This window comes from Pseudomonas rubra, assembly GCF_028656935.1.
GTDB classification, from domain to species: Bacteria; Pseudomonadota; Gammaproteobacteria; order Pseudomonadales; family Pseudomonadaceae; genus Aquipseudomonas; species Aquipseudomonas rubra.
In genome coordinates, this window is record NZ_JAMDGZ010000013.1 from 14,676 (window position 1) to 34,740 (window position 20,065).

At 60.7% G+C, this 20,065-nt stretch carries 19 protein-coding genes; 17 read left to right on the top strand and 2 right to left on the bottom strand.

Translation table 11 applies throughout. From position 1 onward, the window contains the following. The first annotated feature begins 1 nt into the window (after window position 1). The 13 genes from fdx (at window position 2) to M5G17_RS06025 (ending at window position 11,995) form a co-directional block, all read left to right on the top strand. On the top strand, window positions 2–343 hold the full coding sequence (gene fdx / locus M5G17_RS05965) for an ISC system 2Fe-2S type ferredoxin (RefSeq protein ID WP_130263207.1): 342 nt from the start codon (window positions 2–4) through the stop codon (window positions 341–343). A 14-nt stretch (window positions 344–357) separates the two neighbouring features. Then, complete coding sequence (gene iscX, locus M5G17_RS05970; protein WP_116549434.1) at window positions 358–558, top strand: Fe-S cluster assembly protein IscX; 201 nt, start codon at window positions 358–360, stop codon at window positions 556–558. Between the two features lie 91 nt (window positions 559–649). After that, window positions 650–1,075 carry a nucleoside-diphosphate kinase gene (gene ndk, locus M5G17_RS05975; protein WP_043864469.1) on the top strand — a complete coding sequence of 142 codons (426 nt, stop codon included), beginning with the start codon at window positions 650–652 and terminating at the stop codon, window positions 1,073–1,075. Between the two features lie 28 nt (window positions 1,076–1,103). Then, window positions 1,104–2,249: a dual-specificity RNA methyltransferase RlmN gene (rlmN, locus tag M5G17_RS05980; protein WP_273892073.1), complete on the top strand. Its 1,146-nt coding sequence runs from the start codon at window positions 1,104–1,106 to the stop codon at window positions 2,247–2,249. 13 nt (window positions 2,250–2,262) lie between these two features. Further along, window positions 2,263–3,021 (top strand): type IV pilus biogenesis/stability protein PilW, encoded by a 759-nt coding sequence (gene pilW / locus M5G17_RS05985; RefSeq protein WP_273892074.1) that lies wholly within the window; start codon window positions 2,263–2,265, stop codon window positions 3,019–3,021. Next, a complete protein-coding gene (locus tag M5G17_RS05990) occupies window positions 3,021–4,055 on the top strand; it encodes a RodZ domain-containing protein (RefSeq protein ID WP_273892075.1) in 1,035 nt (344 codons plus the stop codon). The genes pilW and M5G17_RS05990 overlap by 1 nt, the downstream gene beginning before the upstream one ends. A gap of 3 nt (window positions 4,056–4,058) precedes the next feature. Beyond that, complete coding sequence (ispG, locus tag M5G17_RS05995; protein ID WP_273892076.1) at window positions 4,059–5,168, top strand: flavodoxin-dependent (E)-4-hydroxy-3-methylbut-2-enyl-diphosphate synthase; 1,110 nt, start codon at window positions 4,059–4,061, stop codon at window positions 5,166–5,168. A 28-nt stretch (window positions 5,169–5,196) separates the two neighbouring features. Further along, on the top strand, window positions 5,197–6,486 hold the full coding sequence (gene hisS / locus M5G17_RS06000) for a histidine--tRNA ligase (RefSeq protein WP_273892077.1): 1,290 nt from the start codon (window positions 5,197–5,199) through the stop codon (window positions 6,484–6,486). A 72-nt stretch (window positions 6,487–6,558) separates the two neighbouring features. Beyond that, window positions 6,559–7,167, top strand: coding sequence for a tetratricopeptide repeat protein (locus tag M5G17_RS06005; protein WP_273892179.1), 609 nt, complete (start codon window positions 6,559–6,561; stop codon window positions 7,165–7,167). Continuing rightward, window positions 7,160–8,311, top strand: a complete 1,152-nt coding sequence (gene bamB, locus M5G17_RS06010; RefSeq protein ID WP_273892078.1) for an outer membrane protein assembly factor BamB — start codon at window positions 7,160–7,162, stop codon at window positions 8,309–8,311. Before M5G17_RS06005 ends, bamB begins: the two co-directional genes overlap by 8 nt. A 116-nt stretch (window positions 8,312–8,427) precedes the next feature. Beyond that, window positions 8,428–9,891, top strand: a complete 1,464-nt coding sequence (der, locus tag M5G17_RS06015) for a ribosome biogenesis GTPase Der (RefSeq protein ID WP_130263215.1) — start codon at window positions 8,428–8,430, stop codon at window positions 9,889–9,891. A gap of 176 nt (window positions 9,892–10,067) precedes the next feature. Continuing rightward, window positions 10,068–11,216 carry a pyridoxal phosphate-dependent aminotransferase gene (locus tag M5G17_RS06020; protein WP_273892079.1) on the top strand — a complete coding sequence of 383 codons (1,149 nt, stop codon included), beginning with the start codon at window positions 10,068–10,070 and terminating at the stop codon, window positions 11,214–11,216. After that, window positions 11,204–11,995, top strand: a complete 792-nt coding sequence (locus M5G17_RS06025) for an amidohydrolase (protein ID WP_273892080.1) — start codon at window positions 11,204–11,206, stop codon at window positions 11,993–11,995. Before M5G17_RS06020 ends, M5G17_RS06025 begins: the two co-directional genes overlap by 13 nt. A 54-nt stretch (window positions 11,996–12,049) precedes the next feature. On the opposite strand, the gene M5G17_RS06030 is transcribed toward M5G17_RS06025, so the two are convergent. Both M5G17_RS06030 and M5G17_RS06035 read right to left on the bottom strand, forming a co-directional pair. Beyond that, complete coding sequence (locus tag M5G17_RS06030; RefSeq protein ID WP_273892081.1) at window positions 12,050–14,605, bottom strand: sulfite reductase flavoprotein subunit alpha; 2,556 nt, start codon at window positions 14,603–14,605, stop codon at window positions 12,050–12,052. 105 nt (window positions 14,606–14,710) lie between these two features. Next, complete coding sequence (locus tag M5G17_RS06035) at window positions 14,711–16,996, bottom strand: TonB-dependent receptor (RefSeq protein ID WP_273892082.1); 2,286 nt, start codon at window positions 16,994–16,996, stop codon at window positions 14,711–14,713. A gap of 218 nt (window positions 16,997–17,214) precedes the next feature. Between M5G17_RS06035 and M5G17_RS06040 the strand changes: the two genes are divergently transcribed. The 4 genes from M5G17_RS06040 (at window position 17,215) to M5G17_RS06055 (ending at window position 20,063) form a co-directional block, all read left to right on the top strand. Continuing rightward, window positions 17,215–17,895, top strand: coding sequence for a Fe2+-dependent dioxygenase (locus M5G17_RS06040; protein WP_273892083.1), 681 nt, complete (start codon window positions 17,215–17,217; stop codon window positions 17,893–17,895). A gap of 3 nt (window positions 17,896–17,898) precedes the next feature. Next, window positions 17,899–18,657, top strand: coding sequence for a tetratricopeptide repeat protein (locus M5G17_RS06045; protein WP_273892084.1), 759 nt, complete (start codon window positions 17,899–17,901; stop codon window positions 18,655–18,657). Between the two features lie 189 nt (window positions 18,658–18,846). After that, window positions 18,847–19,413, top strand: a complete 567-nt coding sequence (locus M5G17_RS06050; protein WP_273892085.1) for a hypothetical protein — start codon at window positions 18,847–18,849, stop codon at window positions 19,411–19,413. 152 nt (window positions 19,414–19,565) lie between these two features. Then, window positions 19,566–20,063: a hypothetical protein gene (locus tag M5G17_RS06055; protein ID WP_273892086.1), complete on the top strand. Its 498-nt coding sequence runs from the start codon at window positions 19,566–19,568 to the stop codon at window positions 20,061–20,063. The last annotated feature ends 2 nt before the right edge of the window (window positions 20,064–20,065 follow it).

Below are 20,065 nucleotides of genomic sequence, written 5' to 3' on the forward strand. Positions count from 1 at the left end.
GATGCCGCAGGTGATTTTTCTGCCCCATGAAACATTCTGCCCGGACGGGCTGGTGGTGGAGGTGGCGCCAGGGACCAACATCCTGGAACTGGCCCACGAGCACCACATCGAGATGGAAAGCGCCTGTGGCGGCGTGTGCGCTTGCACCACCTGCCACTGCATCGTGCGTGAAGGCTTCGATTCGCTGGAAGAAGCCGACGAGCTCGAAGAAGACATGCTCGACAAGGCCTGGGGCCTGGAGCGCCAGTCGCGCCTGGCTTGCCAGGTGATCGTTGGTGAGCAAGACCTGACCATCGAGATACCCAAGTACTCGCTCAACCACGCCGCCGAAGCACCGCACTGATTCAGGAGGCCATCATGAGTCTGAAATGGGTTGATGTACTTGAAATTGCAATCCAGCTTGCCGAAAGCAAGCCGGAAGTCGATCCTCGTTATGTGAACTTCGTCGATCTGCACCAGTGGGTGCTGGCTTTGCCGGAGTTCAGTGACGATCCGTCCCGTGGCGGCGAGAAGGTTCTCGAAGCCATCCAGGCGGCCTGGATCGAAGAAGCCGACTGAGCGCGCTCGGCAGGTTAGGCAATCCCCCGGAACCCGCGTATAATTCGCGGGTTTAATTTTTCGCTTCACTCAACGTTTCTGGAGTTTCACCATGGCTGTTCAACGTACTTTCTCGATCATCAAGCCTGACGCCGTTGCTAAAAACGTGATCGGCGAGATCACCACCCGTTTCGAAAAAGCCGGCCTGCGCGTCGTTGCCTCGAAACTCAAGCAACTGTCCAAAGCTGAAGCCGAAGGCTTCTACGCCGAGCACAAAGAGCGCGGCTTCTTCGGCGACCTGGTTGCTTTCATGATCTCCGGTCCTGTCGTTGTTCAGGTTCTGGAAGGCGAAAACGCTATCGCTCTGAACCGTGAGCTGATGGGCGCTACCAACCCTAAAGAAGCTGCTGCCGGCACCATCCGCGCTGACTTCGCCGAGTCGATCGACGCCAACGCCGTTCACGGTTCGGACTCCGAAGCCGCTGCTGCTCGCGAAATCTCGTACTTCTTCGCAGCTACCGAGGTAACCGCTCGCTAAGCGAAAGCTTACGAGTGAGGGTGAATCCATGACGACATCGACTGGTAAAACTAACCTGTTGGGGCTAACCCAACCGGAAATGGAAAAATTCTTCGACTCTATCGGGGAGAAGCGTTTCCGTGCCGGTCAGGTAATGAAATGGATTCACCACTTTGGCGTCGATGATTTCGACGCCATGACGAATGTCGGCAAGGCCTTGCGCGAAAAGCTCAAGGCTGTTGCCGAGATTCGCGGCCCCGAAGTGGTCAGCGAGGACATCTCCAGCGACGGCACCCGTAAATGGGTGGTGCGTGTGGCGTCCGGCAGCTGCGTCGAGACCGTGTACATCCCCCAGGGCAAGCGTGGCACCCTGTGTGTCTCGTCCCAGGCCGGTTGCGCCCTGGACTGCAGCTTCTGCTCCACCGGCAAGCAAGGATTCAATAGCAACCTCACCGCCGCCGAAGTGATCGGCCAGGTGTGGATTGCCAACAAGTCGTTCGGCAGTGTTCCAGCCACCATCGACCGTGCTATCACCAACGTGGTGATGATGGGCATGGGCGAGCCGCTGCTGAACTTCGACAACGTGGTCGCCGCCATGCACTTGATGATGGACGACCTCGGCTATGGCATTTCCAAGCGCCGGGTGACCCTGTCCACCTCCGGCGTGGTACCGATGATCGAAGAGCTGGCCAAGCACATCGACGTGTCCCTGGCCCTGTCGCTGCACGCGCCGAACGATGCGCTGCGCAACGAGCTGGTGCCGCTCAACAAGAAGTACCCGCTCAAGGTGTTGCTCGCGGCGTGCATGAACTACATGGCGCAGCTGGGCGAAAAGCGCGTGCTGACCATTGAGTACACCTTGCTCAAGGACGTCAACGACAAGCTCGAGCACGCCGTGGAAATGGCCGAGCTGCTCAAGAACGTACCGTGCAAGATCAACCTGATCCCGTTCAACCCGTTTCCGCATTCCGGTTACGAGCGGCCGAGCAACAATGCCATCCGTCGCTTCCAGGACCACCTGCATCACGCCGGCTACAACGTCACCGTGCGCACCACCCGTGGTGAAGACATCGACGCCGCCTGTGGCCAGTTGGTTGGCCAGGTGATGGACCGGACCCGCCGCAGCGAACGCTACATCGCCGTGCGTCAGCTGAACGCCGACGCTGATGTGCAAGAAAGCGCCGCGCGCAACTGAAGAGAGGACCTCCATGACCCTGCGCTTCGCGCTGTCGATCCTGGCGCTGGCCCTGCTTGCAGGTTGCGTGTCCGGCGGGAGTTCGGACGCGCTGGGCAGCCGTGAAGGTCGTGAGCAGGCAGGGCAGGCTTATGTGCAATTGGGCCTGGGGTATTTGCAACAAGGTTTGACCGAGCCGGCCAAGGCGCCGCTGAAAAAAGCCCTCGACCTCGATAGCCAGGATGCCGCAGCCCATGCCGCCCTGGCTTTGGTGTTTCAGGCCGAAGATGAACCGGAACTGGCCCAGATGCACTTTCGCAAGGCTTTGGCCAGCCGTCCGGGTGACACCCGAATTCGCAACAATTACGGCAGTTTCCTTTATGCTCGTGGGCAATACGCCCAGGCGCAGCAGATGTTTGCCCAAGCGGCGGCCGATACCCTGTATCCTGAACGCTCCCGGGTGTTCGAGAACCTTGGCCTGACCGCGCTCAGGCAAGGCCAGCGCGCCGAAGCGCAGGAATACCTGGAAAAAGCTTTGCGGCTCAACCGCCAGCAGCCGCGCGCGTTGCTGGAAATGGCTGAGTTGTCTTACGAAGACAGGCATTATGTGCCGGCACGTGACTACTACGATCGTTTCAGCCAGCTGAGCGACCCCAGTGCCCGCAGCCTGCTGCTGGGCAGTCGCTTGGCCAGTGTCTTCGAAGAACGGAACAAGGCCAGTGAACTGGGCCTGCAATTACAACGACTTTATCCCGGTACGCCGGAATATCAGCAATACCTGTCGGAGCAATGATGAAAGCGGCGCATCCCGAAGCAGCAGCAGCGACTCGCGAAAATCCCGGTGAAATCCTGCGTCAGGCCCGCGAGAGCAGGGACTTGTCTCAGGCTGAAGTGGCCCGCAAGCTCAACCTCACCGTGAGTTCCCTGAACAATCTTGAAACCGGCGCCTTCGACAAGCTGCCGGGGCATACCTTCGCCCGTGGTTACATCCGTGCCTACGCCAAGCTGCTGGATATGGATCAGGCGCCCCTGGTGCAGGCCTTCGACCAGTGCACCGGCACTCATGCGCAGGGTAGCGATGTACATGCCCTGGGGCGTATCGAAGAGCCGGTACGCCTGTCCCACAACATTCTGCGCATTGTCAGCCTGGTGCTGCTGGTGGTGGTGATCGGCGGTGGCTTCTTCTGGTGGCAGGACCAGACCAGCCAGCGTGGCAAGGACCTTGCGACCATGGCCCTGGAACACGTTGAAGTCGAAAGCGCCGACGGCACTACCCAGATTCACCCGCTGGACGAGCCTGAAGACCAGGCGGTGAGCGCGGGGCAGCAACCGCAAAGCACTACCTTGAACCTCGAACCCGCTCCGGCATCCGCCGAATCAGTGGTAACTCCAGCATCTGAGCAGGCGCCGGCCAGCCCGGCTGTCGTACCCGTTGCCCCGGTGGTCAGTGTTCCGGCAACCCCGGTGGCACCAGTAGCCCCGGTCGCTCCAGTTGTACCTGCGCCCGCCCCGGTAGTGCCAGTGGTCAACAACCTGGTGGCTGCCACGCCAGCAGCACCTGCTGTTGCCGCCCCAGCCGCGGCCGGTAGCGGCCAGTTGCACATGCAATTCAATGCCGATTGCTGGACTTCGGTCACCGATGGCAATGGCAAGGTGCTGTTCAGCGCCATCAAGCGCAAGGGCGACAGCCTGGACCTGACCGGCAAGCCGCCGTTCGCGGTACGCCTGGGCTTTGCCCGTGGCGTGCAGGTCAGCTACAACGGCCAGCCAGTCGACGTTGCGCCGTTCACCAGTGGCGAGACCGCTCGCCTGAAGTTGGGACAATAAGTCATGCACGGCGAATCACCGATCAAACGTCGCGAATCCCGGAAAATCTGGGTAGGTAATGTGCCTGTCGGCGGCGATGCTCCCATCGCGGTCCAGAGCATGACCAACACCGACACCAATGACGTGGCCGCGACCGTGGCGCAGATCAACCGCTTGATCGATGCCGGTGTGGACATCGTGCGTGTCTCGGTACCGGACATGGACGCCGCCGAAGCCTTCGGCAAGATCAAGAAGCTGGTCAGCGTGCCGCTGGTCGCCGACATCCACTTCGACTACCGCATTGCCTTGCGTGTGGCCGAGCTTGGGGTGGACTGCCTGCGCATCAACCCCGGCAACATCGGTCGTGAAGACCGTGTGCGTGCAGTGGTCGATGCCGCCCGTGACCGCGGTATCCCGATCCGTATCGGCGTCAACGCCGGTTCCCTGGAAAAGGACCTGCAGAAGAAATACGGCGAGCCGACTCCGGCGGCGCTGGTCGAGTCGGCCATGCGTCACGTCGAGCACCTCGACCGCCTGGACTTCCAGGACTTCAAGGTCAGCGTCAAGGCCTCCGACGTGTTCATGGCCGTCGAAGCCTATCGCCTTCTGGCCAAGCAGATCATCCAGCCGCTGCACCTGGGCATCACCGAAGCTGGCGGCTTGCGCTCGGGCACGGTGAAATCCGCAGTAGGCCTCGGTATGCTGCTTGCCGACGGGATTGGCGATACTATTCGCATTTCGCTGGCAGCCGATCCGGTCGAAGAGGTCAAGGTCGGTTACGACATCCTCAAGTCCCTGCACCTGCGTTCGCGTGGCATCAACTTCATCGCCTGCCCGAGCTGCTCGCGGCAGAACTTCGATGTGGTCAAGACCATGAACGAGCTGGAAGGGCGCCTGGAAGACCTGCTGGTGCCGCTGGACGTCGCGGTGATCGGTTGTGTGGTCAACGGTCCGGGCGAGGCCAAGGAAGCCCATGTCGGGCTCACCGGTGGCACGCCGAACCTGATCTACATCGACGGCAAGCCTGCGCAGAAGCTGACCAATGACAACCTGGTCGATGAGCTGGAAAGGCTCATCCGCCAGAAAGCGGCTGAAAAAGCCGAGGCCGACGCGGCGCTGATCGCCCGTGGCTGACTGACACAGAATTGTTAAGGGATTTTCCGTGAGCAAATCGCTGCAAGCCATTCGTGGCATGAACGACATCCTGCCGGAGCAAACACCGCTGTGGCGTTATTTCGAGAGCACGGTCGCAGGCCTGCTGGACACCTATGGCTATCGCCAGATTCGCACGCCGATCGTCGAGTTCACCGAGCTGTTCAAGCGCTCGATTGGTGAAGTCACTGACATCGTCGAAAAAGAGATGTACACCTTCGATGATCGTAACGGCGACTCCCTGACCCTGCGTCCGGAAGGCACCGCGGCCTGCGTGCGCGCAGTGCTCGAGCACGGCATCACCGGCAGTGGCCAGGTACAGAAGCTCTGGTACATCGGCCAGATGTTCCGCCATGAGCGCCCTCAAAAAGGCCGTTATCGTCAGTTCAACCAGATTGGTGTCGAAGTCTTCAACCTCGACGGTCCAGACATCGACGCCGAACTGATCATGCTCACCTGGCGCCTCTGGGGCCTGCTGGGCATCCGTGACGCGGTCAAGCTCGAGCTCAACAGCCTGGGCACCAGCGAAGCCCGTGCCCGCTACCGTGATGCGCTGGTCGAGTTCCTTTCGGCGCGCCTTTCGCTGCTCGACGAAGACAGCCAGCGCCGCCTGAAAAGCAACCCGCTGCGCATCCTCGACAGCAAGGATGCCAACACCCAGGCCGTGCTGGTCGACGCGCCGAAGCTCGAAGACTACCTGGACGAAGAGTCCCGCGTGCACTTCGAAGGCCTCAAGGCCCGTCTGGATGCCGCCGGCATTCCGTTCGTGATCAACACCAAGCTGGTGCGTGGCCTGGACTACTACAGCAAGACCGTATTCGAGTGGGTCACCGACAAGCTCGGATCCCAGGGTACCGTCTGTGCCGGCGGGCGCTACGACGGCCTGGTCGAGCAGATGGGCGGCAAGCCGACCCCGGGCGTTGGTTTCGCCATGGGTATCGAGCGCCTGATCCTGCTGCTGGAAACCCTCGAGCAGGTGCCTGAGTCGATCAACCGTCAGGTCGACGTCTACTTGTGCGCCTTTGGCGAGCAGGCCGAGCTGACTGGCCTGGTCCTGAGCGAGCGCTTGCGGGACCGCCTGCCGAACCTGCGCCTGCAGGTCAATGCCGGTGCTGGCAGCTTCAAGAGCCAGTTCAAGAAAGCCGACAAGAGCAACGCGCTGTTCGCCTTGATCCTGGGGGACGACGAACTGGCGCAACAAGTGGTAGGTTTCAAACCCCTGCGCGGTCAGGGCGAACAACAAAACATTGCCTGGGATGCTCTGGCAGAGCACCTGGAAGCCTCGCTCGCGCAGGCGTGAGGCGAGTCAACAGCCGATTTGGTGAAAAGGAGTATTGGGGTGTCGAGTACCGATGATGAACAACTGGTCGCAATGAAGGACTGGTGGGACCGCAATGGCAAGCCGCTGGTTACCGGTGGCCTGCTGGCGCTGGTCGTGGTGTTCGGCTGGCAAGCCTGGCAGAAATACCAGACCAACCAGTCGCAAGGCGCCTCGAACCTCTACCAGGCCCTGCTGGAGACTACCCTGACGCCAAGCGGCGAGCCTGACAAGGCCAAGGTCGCGGAGCTGTCTGGCAAGCTCAAGAACGAATTCGGCGGCTCGGCTTATGCCCAGTACGCCAGTCTGTTCGTGGCCAAGGTCGCGGTCGACAGCGGCAAGCTCGATGACGCCGTCGCCGAGCTCAAGTCGGTAATGGACAAGCCGGCCGACGCCACCCTGGGTGAAATCGCCCGGCAGCGCCTGGCTCGTGTCCTGGCTGCGCAGCAGAAGGTCGAAGATGCACTGAAACTGCTCGATGGCGATGCCGACAAGGCATTCCTGGCCAGCCGTGAAGAGCTCAAGGGCGACCTGCTGGTACAGCTTGGCCGTGCTGGCGATGCTCATGCCGCTTACGAAAAAGCCAAGGCTGCGCTGTCTGATGACGCCGCGATCGGTGGCCTGCAACTCAAGCTCGACGACCTGGCCAAAGGGGATGCGTGACGTGATCGGTTGGAAACATGCAGCAGTGCTGACCCTGGCCCTTCTGGCCGTGGGTTGCAGCAGCAACAGCAAAAAGGAATTGCCGCCGGCCGAACTCACCAAGTTCACCGAAGAGGTTGTTCTCAAGAAGCAGTGGAGCCGCTCGATCGGTGACGGTCAGGGCGAAACCTTCAACATGCTGGTCCCGGCAATCGAAAACGACCGCATCTACGCCGCCGATGTGACCGGCGTGGTTATGGCGCTGGATCGCAGCAACGGCGACGTGGCCTGGAAGAAGGACCTGGAGTTGCCCGTTTCTGGCGCCGTTGGCGTGGGTTACGGCTTGGTCATGCTCGGTACCCTCAAGGGCGAAGTGATTGCCCTGGATGCCAGCACCGGCGAAGAACGCTGGCGCTCGCGCGTCACCAGTGAAGTGCTGGCACCGCCGGCTACCAACGGTGACGTGGTGGTGGTACAGACTCAGGACGACCGTGTGATTGGCCTGGATGCCAGCACCGGCGACCGTCGCTGGATCTACGAAAGCACCCCGGCGGTACTGACTCTGCGCGGTACCGGCGCCCCGATCGTGACCAATCGCCTGGCCGTTGCCGGCCTGTCGACGGGTAAAGTGGTTGCCCTCGACACCCAGAACGGCGCGCCGGTCTGGGAGCAGCGTGTGGCCATCCCGCAAGGTCGCTCGGAGCTTGACCGGGTTGTGGACATCGACGGCGGCCTGCTGCTGTCTGGCGGTACCCTGTACGTCTCCAGTTACCAGGGCCGCGTTGCCGGCCTTGATCTGGAAAGTGGCCGTATGCTGTGGCAGCGTGATGCGTCCAGCTACACCGGTGTGGCCCAGGGCTTCGGTAACGTCTACGTGAGCCTGGCTTCGGGCACCGTCGAAGGTATCGACGAGCGTTCGTCCAGCGCCCTGTGGAGCAATGACTCGCTGGCACGTCGCCAGCTGTCGGCGCCGGAAGTGTTCTCAAGCTACGTCGCGGTGGGTGACCTGGAAGGTTACCTGCACCTGCTCAGCCAGGTCGATGGTCGTTTCGTCGGTCGTGAGCGTATCGACAGCGATGGCCTGCGCGCCCGTCCGCTGGTGGTGGGTGACACCATCTATGTGTACGGCAACAGCGGCAAGCTCGAGGCGCTGACCATCCGCTGAGGCTATGCTTGAGGCCATGCCGGCCTCGGGCTGCGGCACTTCGGGTGCCGCTCGAACTCCGGCCGCTGCTATGCAGCGGCCTTTGTATTTTTTGAATTTATGCAGTGGAGAGCCGAATGGTTCCCGTAATCGCCCTGGTGGGCCGACCGAACGTCGGTAAATCCACCATGTTCAACCGCCTGACCAGGACCCGCGACGCTATCGTCGGCGACCTGTCCGGGCTGACCCGAGACCGCCAGTACGGTGAAGCAAGCTGGCAAGGTCGTTCGTACATTCTGGTCGACACCGGCGGTATTTCCGGTGACGAGCATGGCATGGACGAGAAAATGGCCGAGCAGTCGCTGATGGCCATCGAAGAAGCTGATGTGGTGCTGTTTCTGGTCGATGCCCGTGCTGGCCTGACCGCCGCCGACCAGATGATTTCCGAGCACCTGCGCAAGCGCAACAAGCGCTCGGTTCTGGTGGCGAACAAGATCGACAATATCGATCCGAACACCGCGATCGCCGAGTTCTCGCCGTTGGGCATGGGCAACGCCATTGGCGTGGCCGGTGCTCAAGGCCGTGGCGTCAACAACCTGCTGGAAGCCGTGCTCAGCGACTTCCCGCGGGACAATGCCGACGAAGAAATCGACACCGACGTCGCCGAAGGCGAGGAAGCGGTACGCATTCCTGGCCCGAGCGAAAAAGACGGGATCAAGATTGCCATCATCGGCCGGCCGAACGTCGGCAAGTCCACCCTGGTCAACCGCATGCTTGGTGAAGACCGGGTCATCGTCTATGACCAGCCTGGCACTACCCGCGACAGTATCTACATTCCCTTCGAGCGTAACGAAGAGAAGTACACGTTGATCGACACCGCCGGTGTGCGCAAGCGCGGCAAGATCCACGAAGAAGTCGAGAAGTTCTCCGTGGTCAAGACCCTGCAGGCGATCAAGGACGCCAACGTGGTGATCTTCGTCATGGACGCCCGTGAAGGCGTGGTTGACCATGACCTGAACCTGCTGGGCTTTGCCCTGGAAGCGGGCCGCGCCATCGTCATCGCCCTGAACAAGTGGGATGGCATGCAGCCAGGCGAGCGCGACTATGTGAAGACCGAGCTGGAACGCCGGCTGTTCTTCGTCGACTTCGCCGACATCCACTTCATCTCGGCGCTGCACGGCACTGGCGTGGGCAACCTGTACCAGTCGGTGCAGAACTCCTTCAAGTCGGCGGTCACCCGCTGGCCGACCAGCCGCCTGACCCAGATCCTCGAAGATGCGGTCAGCGAGCACCAGCCGCCGTTGGTCAACGGCCGTCGGATCAAGCTGCGCTATGCCCACCTGGGTGGCGCCAACCCGCCGATCATCGTGATCCACGGCAACCAGGTCGAGAAGGTACCCAAGTCTTACTCGCGCTATCTGGAAAACACCTACCGCCGGGTGCTCAAGCTGGTCGGTACGCCGATTCGTATCGAGTACAAAGGTAGCGAAAACCCGTACGAAGGCAACAAGAACACGCTGACCGACCGCCAGGTCAACAAGAAGCGTCGCTTGATGTCGCACCACAAGAAGGCCGAGAAAAAGCGTAAAGACAAACGCTAACAAGGCTTGAGGGCCTCATCGCTGGCAAGCCAGCTCCCACAGGGTGTACAGCGAACCTTGTGGGAGCTGGCTTGCCAGCGATGGGCTGCAACGCAGCCCCTGCGACTGTTACAGCCTTTTTCCTGCCCAATCAATCCGCTATGCTCGTCCTCTGACCGCCCAGGAAAGAGGGTTCCATGATCAGCAGCAAGTTGCCGAATGTCGGCACGACCATCTTTACCACCATGTCCCAGCTCGCCGCACAAACCGGCGCCTTGAACCTGTCCCAGGGTTTCCCCGATTTCAACGGCCCGCAAGCATTGCTCGATGCGGTTGGCCGGCATGTCAGTGCCGGGCACAACCAGTACAGCCCCATGACTGGCCTGTCGTCTTTACGCGAGCAAGTGGCCAGTAAGATCTTGCGCAGCTATGGCGTCAGTGTCGATGCCGACAACGAAATCACCATCACCCCCGGTGCCACCGAAGCGATTTTCTGTGCCATCCATGCGGTGATCCGGGCGGGCGACGAGGTCATCGTCTTCGACCCCAGCTATGACAGCTATGAACCCTCGGTGGAACTGGCAGGTGGACGTTGCGTGCATGTGCAACTGACTGACGGCGAGTTTGCCATCGACTGGCAGAAGCTCACCGATGCCCTCAGCCCGCGCACGCGGATGATCATCATCAATTCGCCACATAACCCCAGCGGCGCGTTGATCACTCGTGATGACCTGGACAAGCTGGCGTTACTGATTGCTGATCGTGATATCTACCTGATCAGCGACGAGGTCTACGAGCACCTGGTGTTCGACGGCGTCAAGCATGCCAGTGTGCTGGCCCATGAAACGCTGTATCAGCGTGCTTTCGTGGTCAGCTCGTTCGGCAAGACCTACCACGTCACCGGTTGGAAAACCGGCTATGTGGTGGCGCCGCCAGCCCTTAGTGCTGAATTGCGCAAGGTTCACCAGTACGTCAACTTTTGTGGGGTGACACCGCTGCAATGGGCCCTGGCCGACTTCATGGCCGCGCACCCTGAGCACGTTGAAGAGCTGCCAGCGTTCTATCAAACCAAGCGTGATCTTTTTTGCGAGTTGCTTGCGTCTTCGCGTTTTCAGTTCAAACCCACGCCGGGCACTTACTTCCAGTTGGTGGATTATTCGCAGATCCGCCCGGACTTGAACGATGTCGACATGTCGCTGTGGCTGACCCGCGAGCACGGCGTGGCGACCATTCCGGTGTCGGTGTTCTACCAGCAACCTATCCCCGAGCAGCGCCTGGTGCGCCTGTGCTTTGCCAAACGCGAGGAGACGCTGCGTCAGGCAGCGGAGAAGTTATGCGCGATCTGAGTACTCTGCCCAATCTGAAAGTGGCCCTGGTTCAGACCAACCTGGCCTGGCAGGACCGCCTGGCCAACTACGAGCATTTCGAAAGCCTGATCGAGCAGGCTCGTGGTGCCGACCTGATTGTTCTTCCGGAAATGTTCACCACCGGTTTCTCCATGGACTCCGAAAGCCTGGCCGAACCTGAGAATGGCCCGACCTACAAGTGGCTCAAGAGCCAGGCCAAGAAGCTCGATGCCGTGGTGACCGGCAGCGTGATCATCCAGGCCGCTGACGGCAGCCATCGAAATCGCCTGCTGTGGGCCCGGCCCGATGGCGAGATTCTGTTCTACGACAAGCGCCACCTGTTTCGCATGGCCGGTGAGCACAAGCACTACACCCCGGGTGAGCGTCAGGTGCAGTTCGAGCTCAAGGGCTGGCGGGTGCGGCCATTGATTTGCTACGACCTGCGTTTTCCGGTGTGGAGCCGCGACGCTCAGGACACCGATTTGTTGCTGTACACCGCCAACTGGCCCGCAGCCCGGCGTCAGCACTGGAATCGCCTGTTGCCGGCGCGGGGTATCGAAAACCTGTGTTATGTGGCAGCAGTGAACCGCGTGGGTACTGACGGCAAGGGCTTTGCCTATACCGGCGATAGCCAGGTGCTGGACTTCCAGGGCGAGAGCCTGCTCAGCGCAGGGGAAGCGGATGGGGTGTTCACCGTGGTGCTCAGTGCGGCGGAGCTTGCGGCCTACCGCACGCGGTTTCCGGCCAATCTGGATGCTGACACCTTCGATCTGCACTGAGCCCGATCGCGGGGCAAGCCCGCTCCTACGGTAGGAGCGGGCTTGCCCCGCGAATCAGTACACATCCCGCCTATAGCGCCCAAGCTCAATCAGCCTTTCAACCTCGGCTACCCCGAGCACCTCGTTGAGCACCTCATCCACGCCGCCGGCCATGCCCTGCAAACTGCCGCAAATGTAGATCGATGCGCCCTGATCCAGCCAGCGCCGCAACTCTGGCGCCTGTTCGCGCAAACGGTCCTGGACGTAGACCTTTTGGCTCTGGTCACGGGAGAAGGCCAGGTCCAGTCGCGCCAGGTCACCGCTGCGTTGCCAGCCTTGCAGTTCATCCGCGCAGAGAAAGTCATACGCCTGGTTGCGCTCACCGAACAACAGCCAGTTGCGTTGCTCGCCGGCGACGATGCGCGCCTTGAGCAGGCTGCGTAGCCCGGCAAGGCCGGTGCCGTTGCCGACCAGGATCATCGGCGTTACCGCTGCCGGCAGGTGGAAACCATTGTTGCGACGCAGGCGCAGGCTGACGCTGTTATCCACAGCTAAGTGCTCGGTCAGCCAGCCGGAACCAAGCCCCAAACTGCCATCGCTGTGGCGTTCCTGACGGACGATCAACTCCAGCACACCATCGCTGGCGATCGAGGCAATCGAGTATTCGCGCGCTGCCAACGGGATCAGTGCATCGACCAGAGCCTGGGCGTGCAGGCCGACCAGATGCTCGCGGCTCTTGGGCAATTGTCGGCTGGCCAGGGCTTGCAGCAGGCTCTCGCGCAGGCCGTCGACCTGCACGGATGCTTCGCCATCAAGGCCCAGCCCTTTGAGGAATAGCTCAAGGCTTGCGGCGCTGTTGCGCGGCAGGATCTCCACCAGGTCGCCGGCCAGCCATTGCGCTGGCTGTTCAGGCTTGAGGCCGAGCAAGTAAACCGCCGAACCCTGACTTCCAGGGTTCATCAGTGTGCGACTGACCAAGCTCCAGTTGCCAAATTCGGGCGCTTGCCAGGCCGCTGGCGGCGCACCACCGGTCAACTGTGCCAACTGCTGCTGCCAGTGTTGCAAGGCCGTTGGGTCGGCGCTGTCGACTTCAACCGGGGCGAAGGCGCTGGTCGCCCCGCGTTCACCGAGCCAGGCCTGCAGGCGGCGGGCGAAGCCACAAAAGTCCGGGTACTGGCGGTCACCCAGGGCGAGCAGGGCATAGTTCAGGTTGCCCAGGGCCCAGGGCTGGCCAAGTACCTTGCGCTCGAAACCGCGAGCACTGTCGGGTGCTTCGCCGTCGCCGAAGGTACTGACCACGAACAGGGCCTTTTGCGCCTGCTTCAGGTCGTGTTCGGTGAGTTCGGCCAAAGGCCGCACCTCTACCTGCAAACCTGCTGCCTGCAATTGTCCGGCACTCTGCCAGGCCAGTTGCTCGGCAAAGCCGCTCTGGCTGGCAAAACCAACCAGCCAGCCGTCACCTTGCCCGTTTGCTGGCGCAAGGTTGCCGCGTGCGGCACGGACCTGGCGCTTCTTGCGCCGACGATCGAGGTAGAGCAGCCAGCCGGTGACGAAGAACAACGGCATGCTCAAGCTGGCGATGGTCACCAGGATGCGCCCGGTCAGGCCGAAGTAGCTGCCCACGTGCAAGGCGTAGACACTGGCCAGCAACTGCGCCTTGAACGACTTGTCTGCATAGAGGTCGTGTTTTTTCACCTGGCCGGTAGCCGGGTCGAGGCTCAAACTGTTGAGCGCGCGTTCGTGTTCGGCGCCTTCAAGCAGGTAGAAGATCATCGCCGGCTGCCCGCCCGCCGGCGGCAGGCGCAGATTGTAACTGGTCATCCCGGGGCCTGCGGCCACTTTCAGGTTGCTCCAGACGGCGTCGTAATCGACCTCCAGGGGTTTGGCCTCTTTGCCTGGCGCGCCACCAGGGCGCCCGCCGCGACCCTCGCCGCGCTTGTGCTGCTCGCCAGCGGCAGGGGCATCGCCCAGCAGTTTGTTCAGGCCTTCGCGATACCATTCGTAGGACCAGAACAGGCCGGTGAGGGCAAACAACAAATAGAACAACAGGCACCAGGTGCCGGCTACGGCGTGCAGGTCCCAGTTGAAGGCGCGACCCTTTTTCGCCCACTCCAGGGTCAGCCACGCCCGCCAGTTCAGCGCTTTGCGCGGCCAGCGCAAGTACAGCCCGGACAGGCAGAAGAAAATCAGCATCAAGGTACAGGCGCCGGTGATCTGCCGGCCGGTGTCACCCATGGCCAGAAAGCGGTGCAGCTGGAGCATCAGGTCGAAGAAACCCTGGCCGCCTACGTCACCCTGCAACTTACCGGTGTAAGGATCGGCATAGCGCATCAGGCCCCGGCGTTCGCCCAGGGGAGGGGTGAAGAACACCCGCGCGGCTTTGTCATTGTCGGCCTGGACCCAGAGCATGGCGACCTTGTCGCCCTGTTCTGCCTCTATGCGCCGGACCAGTTCGGGCATCGGCAGTACACCTTCCTGGCGCACCTCGACTTTGAGCACGTCAGGGTTGAACAACTGCAACAGCTCATCCTGGAACGACCAGACAGCGCCGGTAATTCCCATCAGGGCCAGCACCAGCCCTGCGGTGATACCGAAGAACCAGTGCAGTTGAAACAGGGATTTCTTCACCACATCAATCACCTTGTCGTGTCGCAAATGCGAATACGACGCACATTATGCCTTGATACACAAAAGCCCCGTTCACCTAAATGAACGGGGCTTGCCAGTCAGCATCCGTCAGAAGTGGAAGTTGGTGGTCAGCAGGGCAGTGCGCCCGGCGGCCTGGTTGGCGTAGTGGGCAGCGTAGGCCTTGTCGTAGTACACCTCGTTGGTGAGGTTCTGCACGTTGAGTTGCAGGTCGACATTTTTGGTCAGCTTGTAGCTGGCCATTGCGTCGTAACGCCAGTAGGAATCGACCATCACGGTGTTGTTGACGTTGCCGAACACGTCATCGACGTAGAAGGCACCGCCACCGACGGTCAGTTTCGGCGTGACGTTGTAGGTGGTCCACAGGGTCAGGCTGTTGTTTGGCGTGTTGGGCATCTGGTTGTCGTTGTTCGGGCTGTCGACAAACACGCCGCCAACGTTCTGTTTGCCACCATCGATCAACTTGGCGTCCATGTAGGTGTAACCGGCAAAGACTTGCCAGTCGTTGGTCAGTTTGCCAGTGGCAGTCAGTTCCAGGCCATCAACGCGGCTTGTGCCAACGTTCTCGTAGGTATTGGTGCTGACCAGAACCCGGGCATTCTCTTTCTCGGTACGGAAGATCGCTGCGGTGAGCGCTAGGCGCTCGTCCAACAGGTTCCACTTGGTGCCGATTTCGTAGTTGGTGGTTTCTTCCGGCTTCAGGTCGCTGGTGGTGGTGGCCGTCAGCAGCGGGTTGCCATCGCTGCCTTCGCCGAGCGAGGCGCCTGCTGGCGTCGCTGAAGTCGCGTAGGAAACGTACACGCTGCCGTTTTCGGCCGGCTTCCAGGTCAGGCCCAGTTGGCCGGTGACGAACTCACTGGTGTCTTCGGTCTTGAAGCTGGTCGCACCGCTGGCCACCTTGGTCTTGGCTTTGGTGTCAAAGTGGTCATAACGCAGACCCATGGTCAGCAGCCAGGCCGGGTCCAGTTCCAGGGTGTCGGTCAGGTAGATAGCGCGGGTGTTGCTGGTGGTATCGGCACCGGCCAGGGTGCGGCTTACCGTGCCATTCCACGCCTCGTTGGGGTTTGGATCGGTGAACGAGGTGCAGACACCGGAGATCTGCCCCGTTGCGCTGCTGCAGTTGCCGGAGCTGAAGCCGGTAACGTTGTAGCCGGTCTTGACCGAGGCTTCGCGGCTCAACTCGATACCGGTCGAGAAGCTGTTTTTGAAGCCACCGATGTAGACCTCACCTAACAGGTCGGTCTGGTTGGTGGTGGTGCTGGTGTTGGAAACGCGGTTGTTCGGACGACGCCAGACTTGATCCTTGAGGATGTTGCCCTTGCTGTCATCGGGCTGGCTGAAGATGTAGTCCTGCAGAGTATTGCCGTGGCGCAGGGTGTTCTTGATGGTCAGCGAATCGCTCAGGTCGTGCTCCAGAGCGATGGTGCTGATGTCGGCGCGGCTCTTGTAGAAGTCACGGCCCACAAGACCATAGAAGTTGTCGCTGTCGCCGCCGTCGGTGGGTTTGTCCGGGTTGGCCGACGTACGGTTGGCGGAACTGCCGGACCGGAGGCTATAGGGAATCCCCGAATCAGGCAGGTCATCGCTCTCCACGTGGTAGTAGTCCAGGCTCAGGCGGGTCTCGGTACCCAGGCCGAATACCAGCGATGGTGCCACCCCCCAACGGTCGTAGTTGACCTCGTCGCGCCCGGCGACGTTGCTCTCGTGGCTCATCAGGTTAAGACGGAAGGCGGCGGTGTCGAGGAACTGGTAGTTGCCATCGAAGGTGTAACGCTTGGTCTGGTCCGAACCCCAGGTGAAGGCACCGTCGGTCGAGTTGCCCAGGTGCGCGCGCTTGCTGACCAGGTTGATGGTGCCGCCTGCTGCACCACGACCGCCGATGGCCGAGTTCGGGCCCTTGGCGACTTCGACCGATTCGATGGCGAAGATTTCGCGGGTTTGCGAGCCGGTGTCGCGTACGCCATCCAGGTACATCGAACTCTGCGAGTCGAAACCGCGAATGAACGGACGATCGCCGGACGGGTTGCCACCTTCACCGGCGCCCATGGTGATTCCGGGCACGGTACGCAGGGCGTCCTGCAGGTTGAGGGCGTTGGTGTCCTTGATGACTTGCTGAGGGACCACTGTCACGGTGCGCGGCGTATCGAGCAGCGGTGCGGTGTATTTCTGCGAAGAGGCACGCTCGACCTTGTAGTCGGTGCTGGCAGTTTCTGCCTGGCCGGTAACGCTGGTCGCGTCCAGGGCAATTGCGCCATTTTTGACAGGTTCGGCATCGGCGGCAAAAGCCGCGTGGCCGGTAGCGCTGAGCGCTACACCAATGGCGCAAGTGAGCAAGCGTGGTGAACTGACAGCGGTTGGCACGTAGTGTCGCGGCATGGTGGTCCCCTTCCCCAGGTTTTTAGGCCGCGAAATATAATGTAAACAAATATGAGTAACAATTGAGAAGTATTGCTAATTGCGCTGAATTTACAATCTTTACAAATTGTAACTGGCGGTTTTTTCCTGCTGAAACGTCCCAGCCACCGAAAGGGCTTGAAGGGAGTCAATGGGAATCAATACCATTGGCATCTTTTCTCGCCTCAGGTGTTCACACCATGCTGTTACATATCTCCGGGCTGTTTTCCACCGAGGAAGTCCAGCGCATCCGCGAGGCGCTGGAGCAGACTGAGTGGGCTGACGGCAAGATCACCGCAGGTCACCAGTCGGCCAAGGCCAAGCACAACCTGCAATTGCCTGAAGCTCACCCATTGGCCAAGGAGATCGGCGCGGCGTTGATCGAGCGCCTGTGGCAGAACCCGCAGTTCATGTCGGCGGCATTGCCGCACAAGGTTTTCCCGCCGCTGATCAACTGCTACCGCGAAGGCGGCAATTTCGGCTTTCATATCGACAACGCCCTGCGTCAGCCTCGCGGCAGTCATGAGCGGGTGCGCACCGACCTGTCCTCGACGTTGTTCCTGAGCAATCCCGAGGACTATGACGGTGGTGAGCTGGTGATTCAGGACACCTACGCACTGCAGCAGGTGAAACTGGCGGCAGGCGATCTGGTGCTGTATCCGGGTACCAGCCTGCACAAGGTCAACCCGGTGACCCGTGGCGCCCGTTACGCGGCGTTCTTCTGGACTCAGAGTCTGGTCCGTGAAGACAGCCAGCGCACCTTGCTGTTCGAGATGGATAACGCCATCCAGCAACTGAGCGCCGACATGCCCGAGCACCCGGCGTTGATCCAGCTGACCGGCACCTACCACAACCTGTTGCGCCGCTGGGCCGAGGTCTGATTGATGACATTCGCCTTGCACAACCGTCAGGAGCTGGACAGCGAGCAATTCGCCCAGATGCTCGAACACAGCCCGTCCAAGGCCGCCCAGGCGTTGCTGGCTGCAGCCGCGCAGAACATTGTCGAGGCTCAGCTGTTGCTTGGGCAGATCCTCCTCGATGGTCGCGGCATCGAGAAGGACCCGGCGCTGGCCAGGCGCTGGTTCAGCATTGCCGCCAGCGCCGGCAGTGCCATGGCGCACAACATGCTCGGACGCTGCCTGGAGCATGGCTGGGGAGGCGAGGTGAACTTGGCCATGGCTGCCGATCGCTATCGCCAGGCGGTCCGGGCCGGACTCGATTGGGGGATGTACAACTACGCCAATATGCTCGCCACAGGTCGTGGCGTGCCAGCGGACAATGGCGCAGCACTCGGTTTTTATCGTCAGGCTGCCCAGCTTGGCCATGCCAAGTCGATGAACCTGTTGGGGCGGTACTTGGAAGACGGTCGGTATTGCCCGCGAAATGAGCTGCAGGCGCAGCGCTGGTATCAACGTTCAGCCGAGGCGGGAGATTTTCGCGGACAGTTCAGTCACGCCGGGGTGCTCGCCGCCAAGGGCCAGACAGCAGAGGCGATCATTTGGCTTGAGCGCGCATTGGCGATTGGCAATGTGAACTTTCTGAGTGTCGCGGGACCGGCGTTGGAGCAAGCCGGGCAAGCCGAGATCCGTGCCCTGGCGCCAGCCTATCAGGCACGTTTGGCGCAACTGCGAGTGGCGCACTGAAATACACACGGACAGGTCATCACCGAAGTTGTCCTCAAGCTTTGGCCAAGCTGCAGGCGTTCCTAGCGAGGAAGTTGCTGCAGCTACCTTGAGGATGCGCGTTGAGGCAGGGTGATTGTCATCCAGGTTTCAGTCAAGTCGAGCGACGAGACGGGGTCAGTGAATACCTGCTCAAGGAGGTACTTTGGTGTGGCTGGAAATTTCTTACGTGATCGTTCTTTCATTGCCACTCTGGATTGCACCACGCCTGGCTGGGAAGGGTTTCTCGATACTTGCGAGCTTTCTCTTTATGGCACAGGAGGCTACCCGGTGCCCAACTACAAGAATGGTTGGTTGACGTTGACCAACTACCCGCTGGACAGAGAGCGGCGCACGAGTTTTTGGTTTGGTTGCTGGGAGTACGAGGGGCAACACTTCTATGAAGTACGCACCAATGACCTTGGCCCTGGGGCTGTGCATCCGAATCTGCGCTTGGGCTGGAGCCACAACAATTACATTGGTCTCTACCCGGCGAAGGGGCGCTTGGCGGCTGAGTGGCAATTGCAAGGGAATGATGGGCAGATGGTTGCGCCGTCGCGCATCGCTGTCGACACGCTATGGGGAGTGTCGCTGAAGTTTACCCATGGCAGTGCGATGCGTGCGTATGCACGTCGGCAGGTTAGAAACTACTGGTACAGCTTCCTTAATGAAGCAGAAGGCCCCACGCTGCGTTTCAAACTGAGCATTAGTCAGGTTGGCGTGGGTATCCCGGATTGAGAGGTCGGCGGCCCATTGAGAACGTTCCAGATCCGACGTCGGGGCAGGTGTTTCCCTTGAGGAAACGCTGCGAGGTGGGTGCTAGTTCAAAGGCGCGGTAGGGTTGATCGAGGTCGCTACTGCCAGCGGCCAACAAAGGCCAGGAGGCCACGATGAAAGACCCTCGAAAGCAGTCGTTCTGCGCGTTAGTGAATTGCACCACACCCGGTCATGAAGGCGTGGTAGGTATCTCGCGTACTTCCCGAAGCATGATTGTCGATCTTGCAACCAGTGGTTGGCTGCAAGTGGTCAGCGGCAGAAATCGCGGCGATATGGTCGGATCCCGCTTCCGTTTCGACTACCTGGAAACCAAAGGTGATCGAATCCATTACCACATCAGCGGTGATTCTGAGGTGGAGAACTATTACGGTCGCAAGCTGGGTGTCAGTCGCAACGGTTACCTTGGGCTGTACGAAAATGGAGCATCGCCGTTCTGGAAGCTTGAACTTATCGGCGAGTGGGACGGAACTAATGGGCTTGATTTTTACCTGCGAGATCACCAAGGTCACGAGGTATCCAATTACGAATACGCCAACAGTTGGTTTCTAAATGTGTATGAGGGGGCTCGGTTGAGCTTCAAGGCCACCAACATTAAATTCCTTGAAACTTGAAC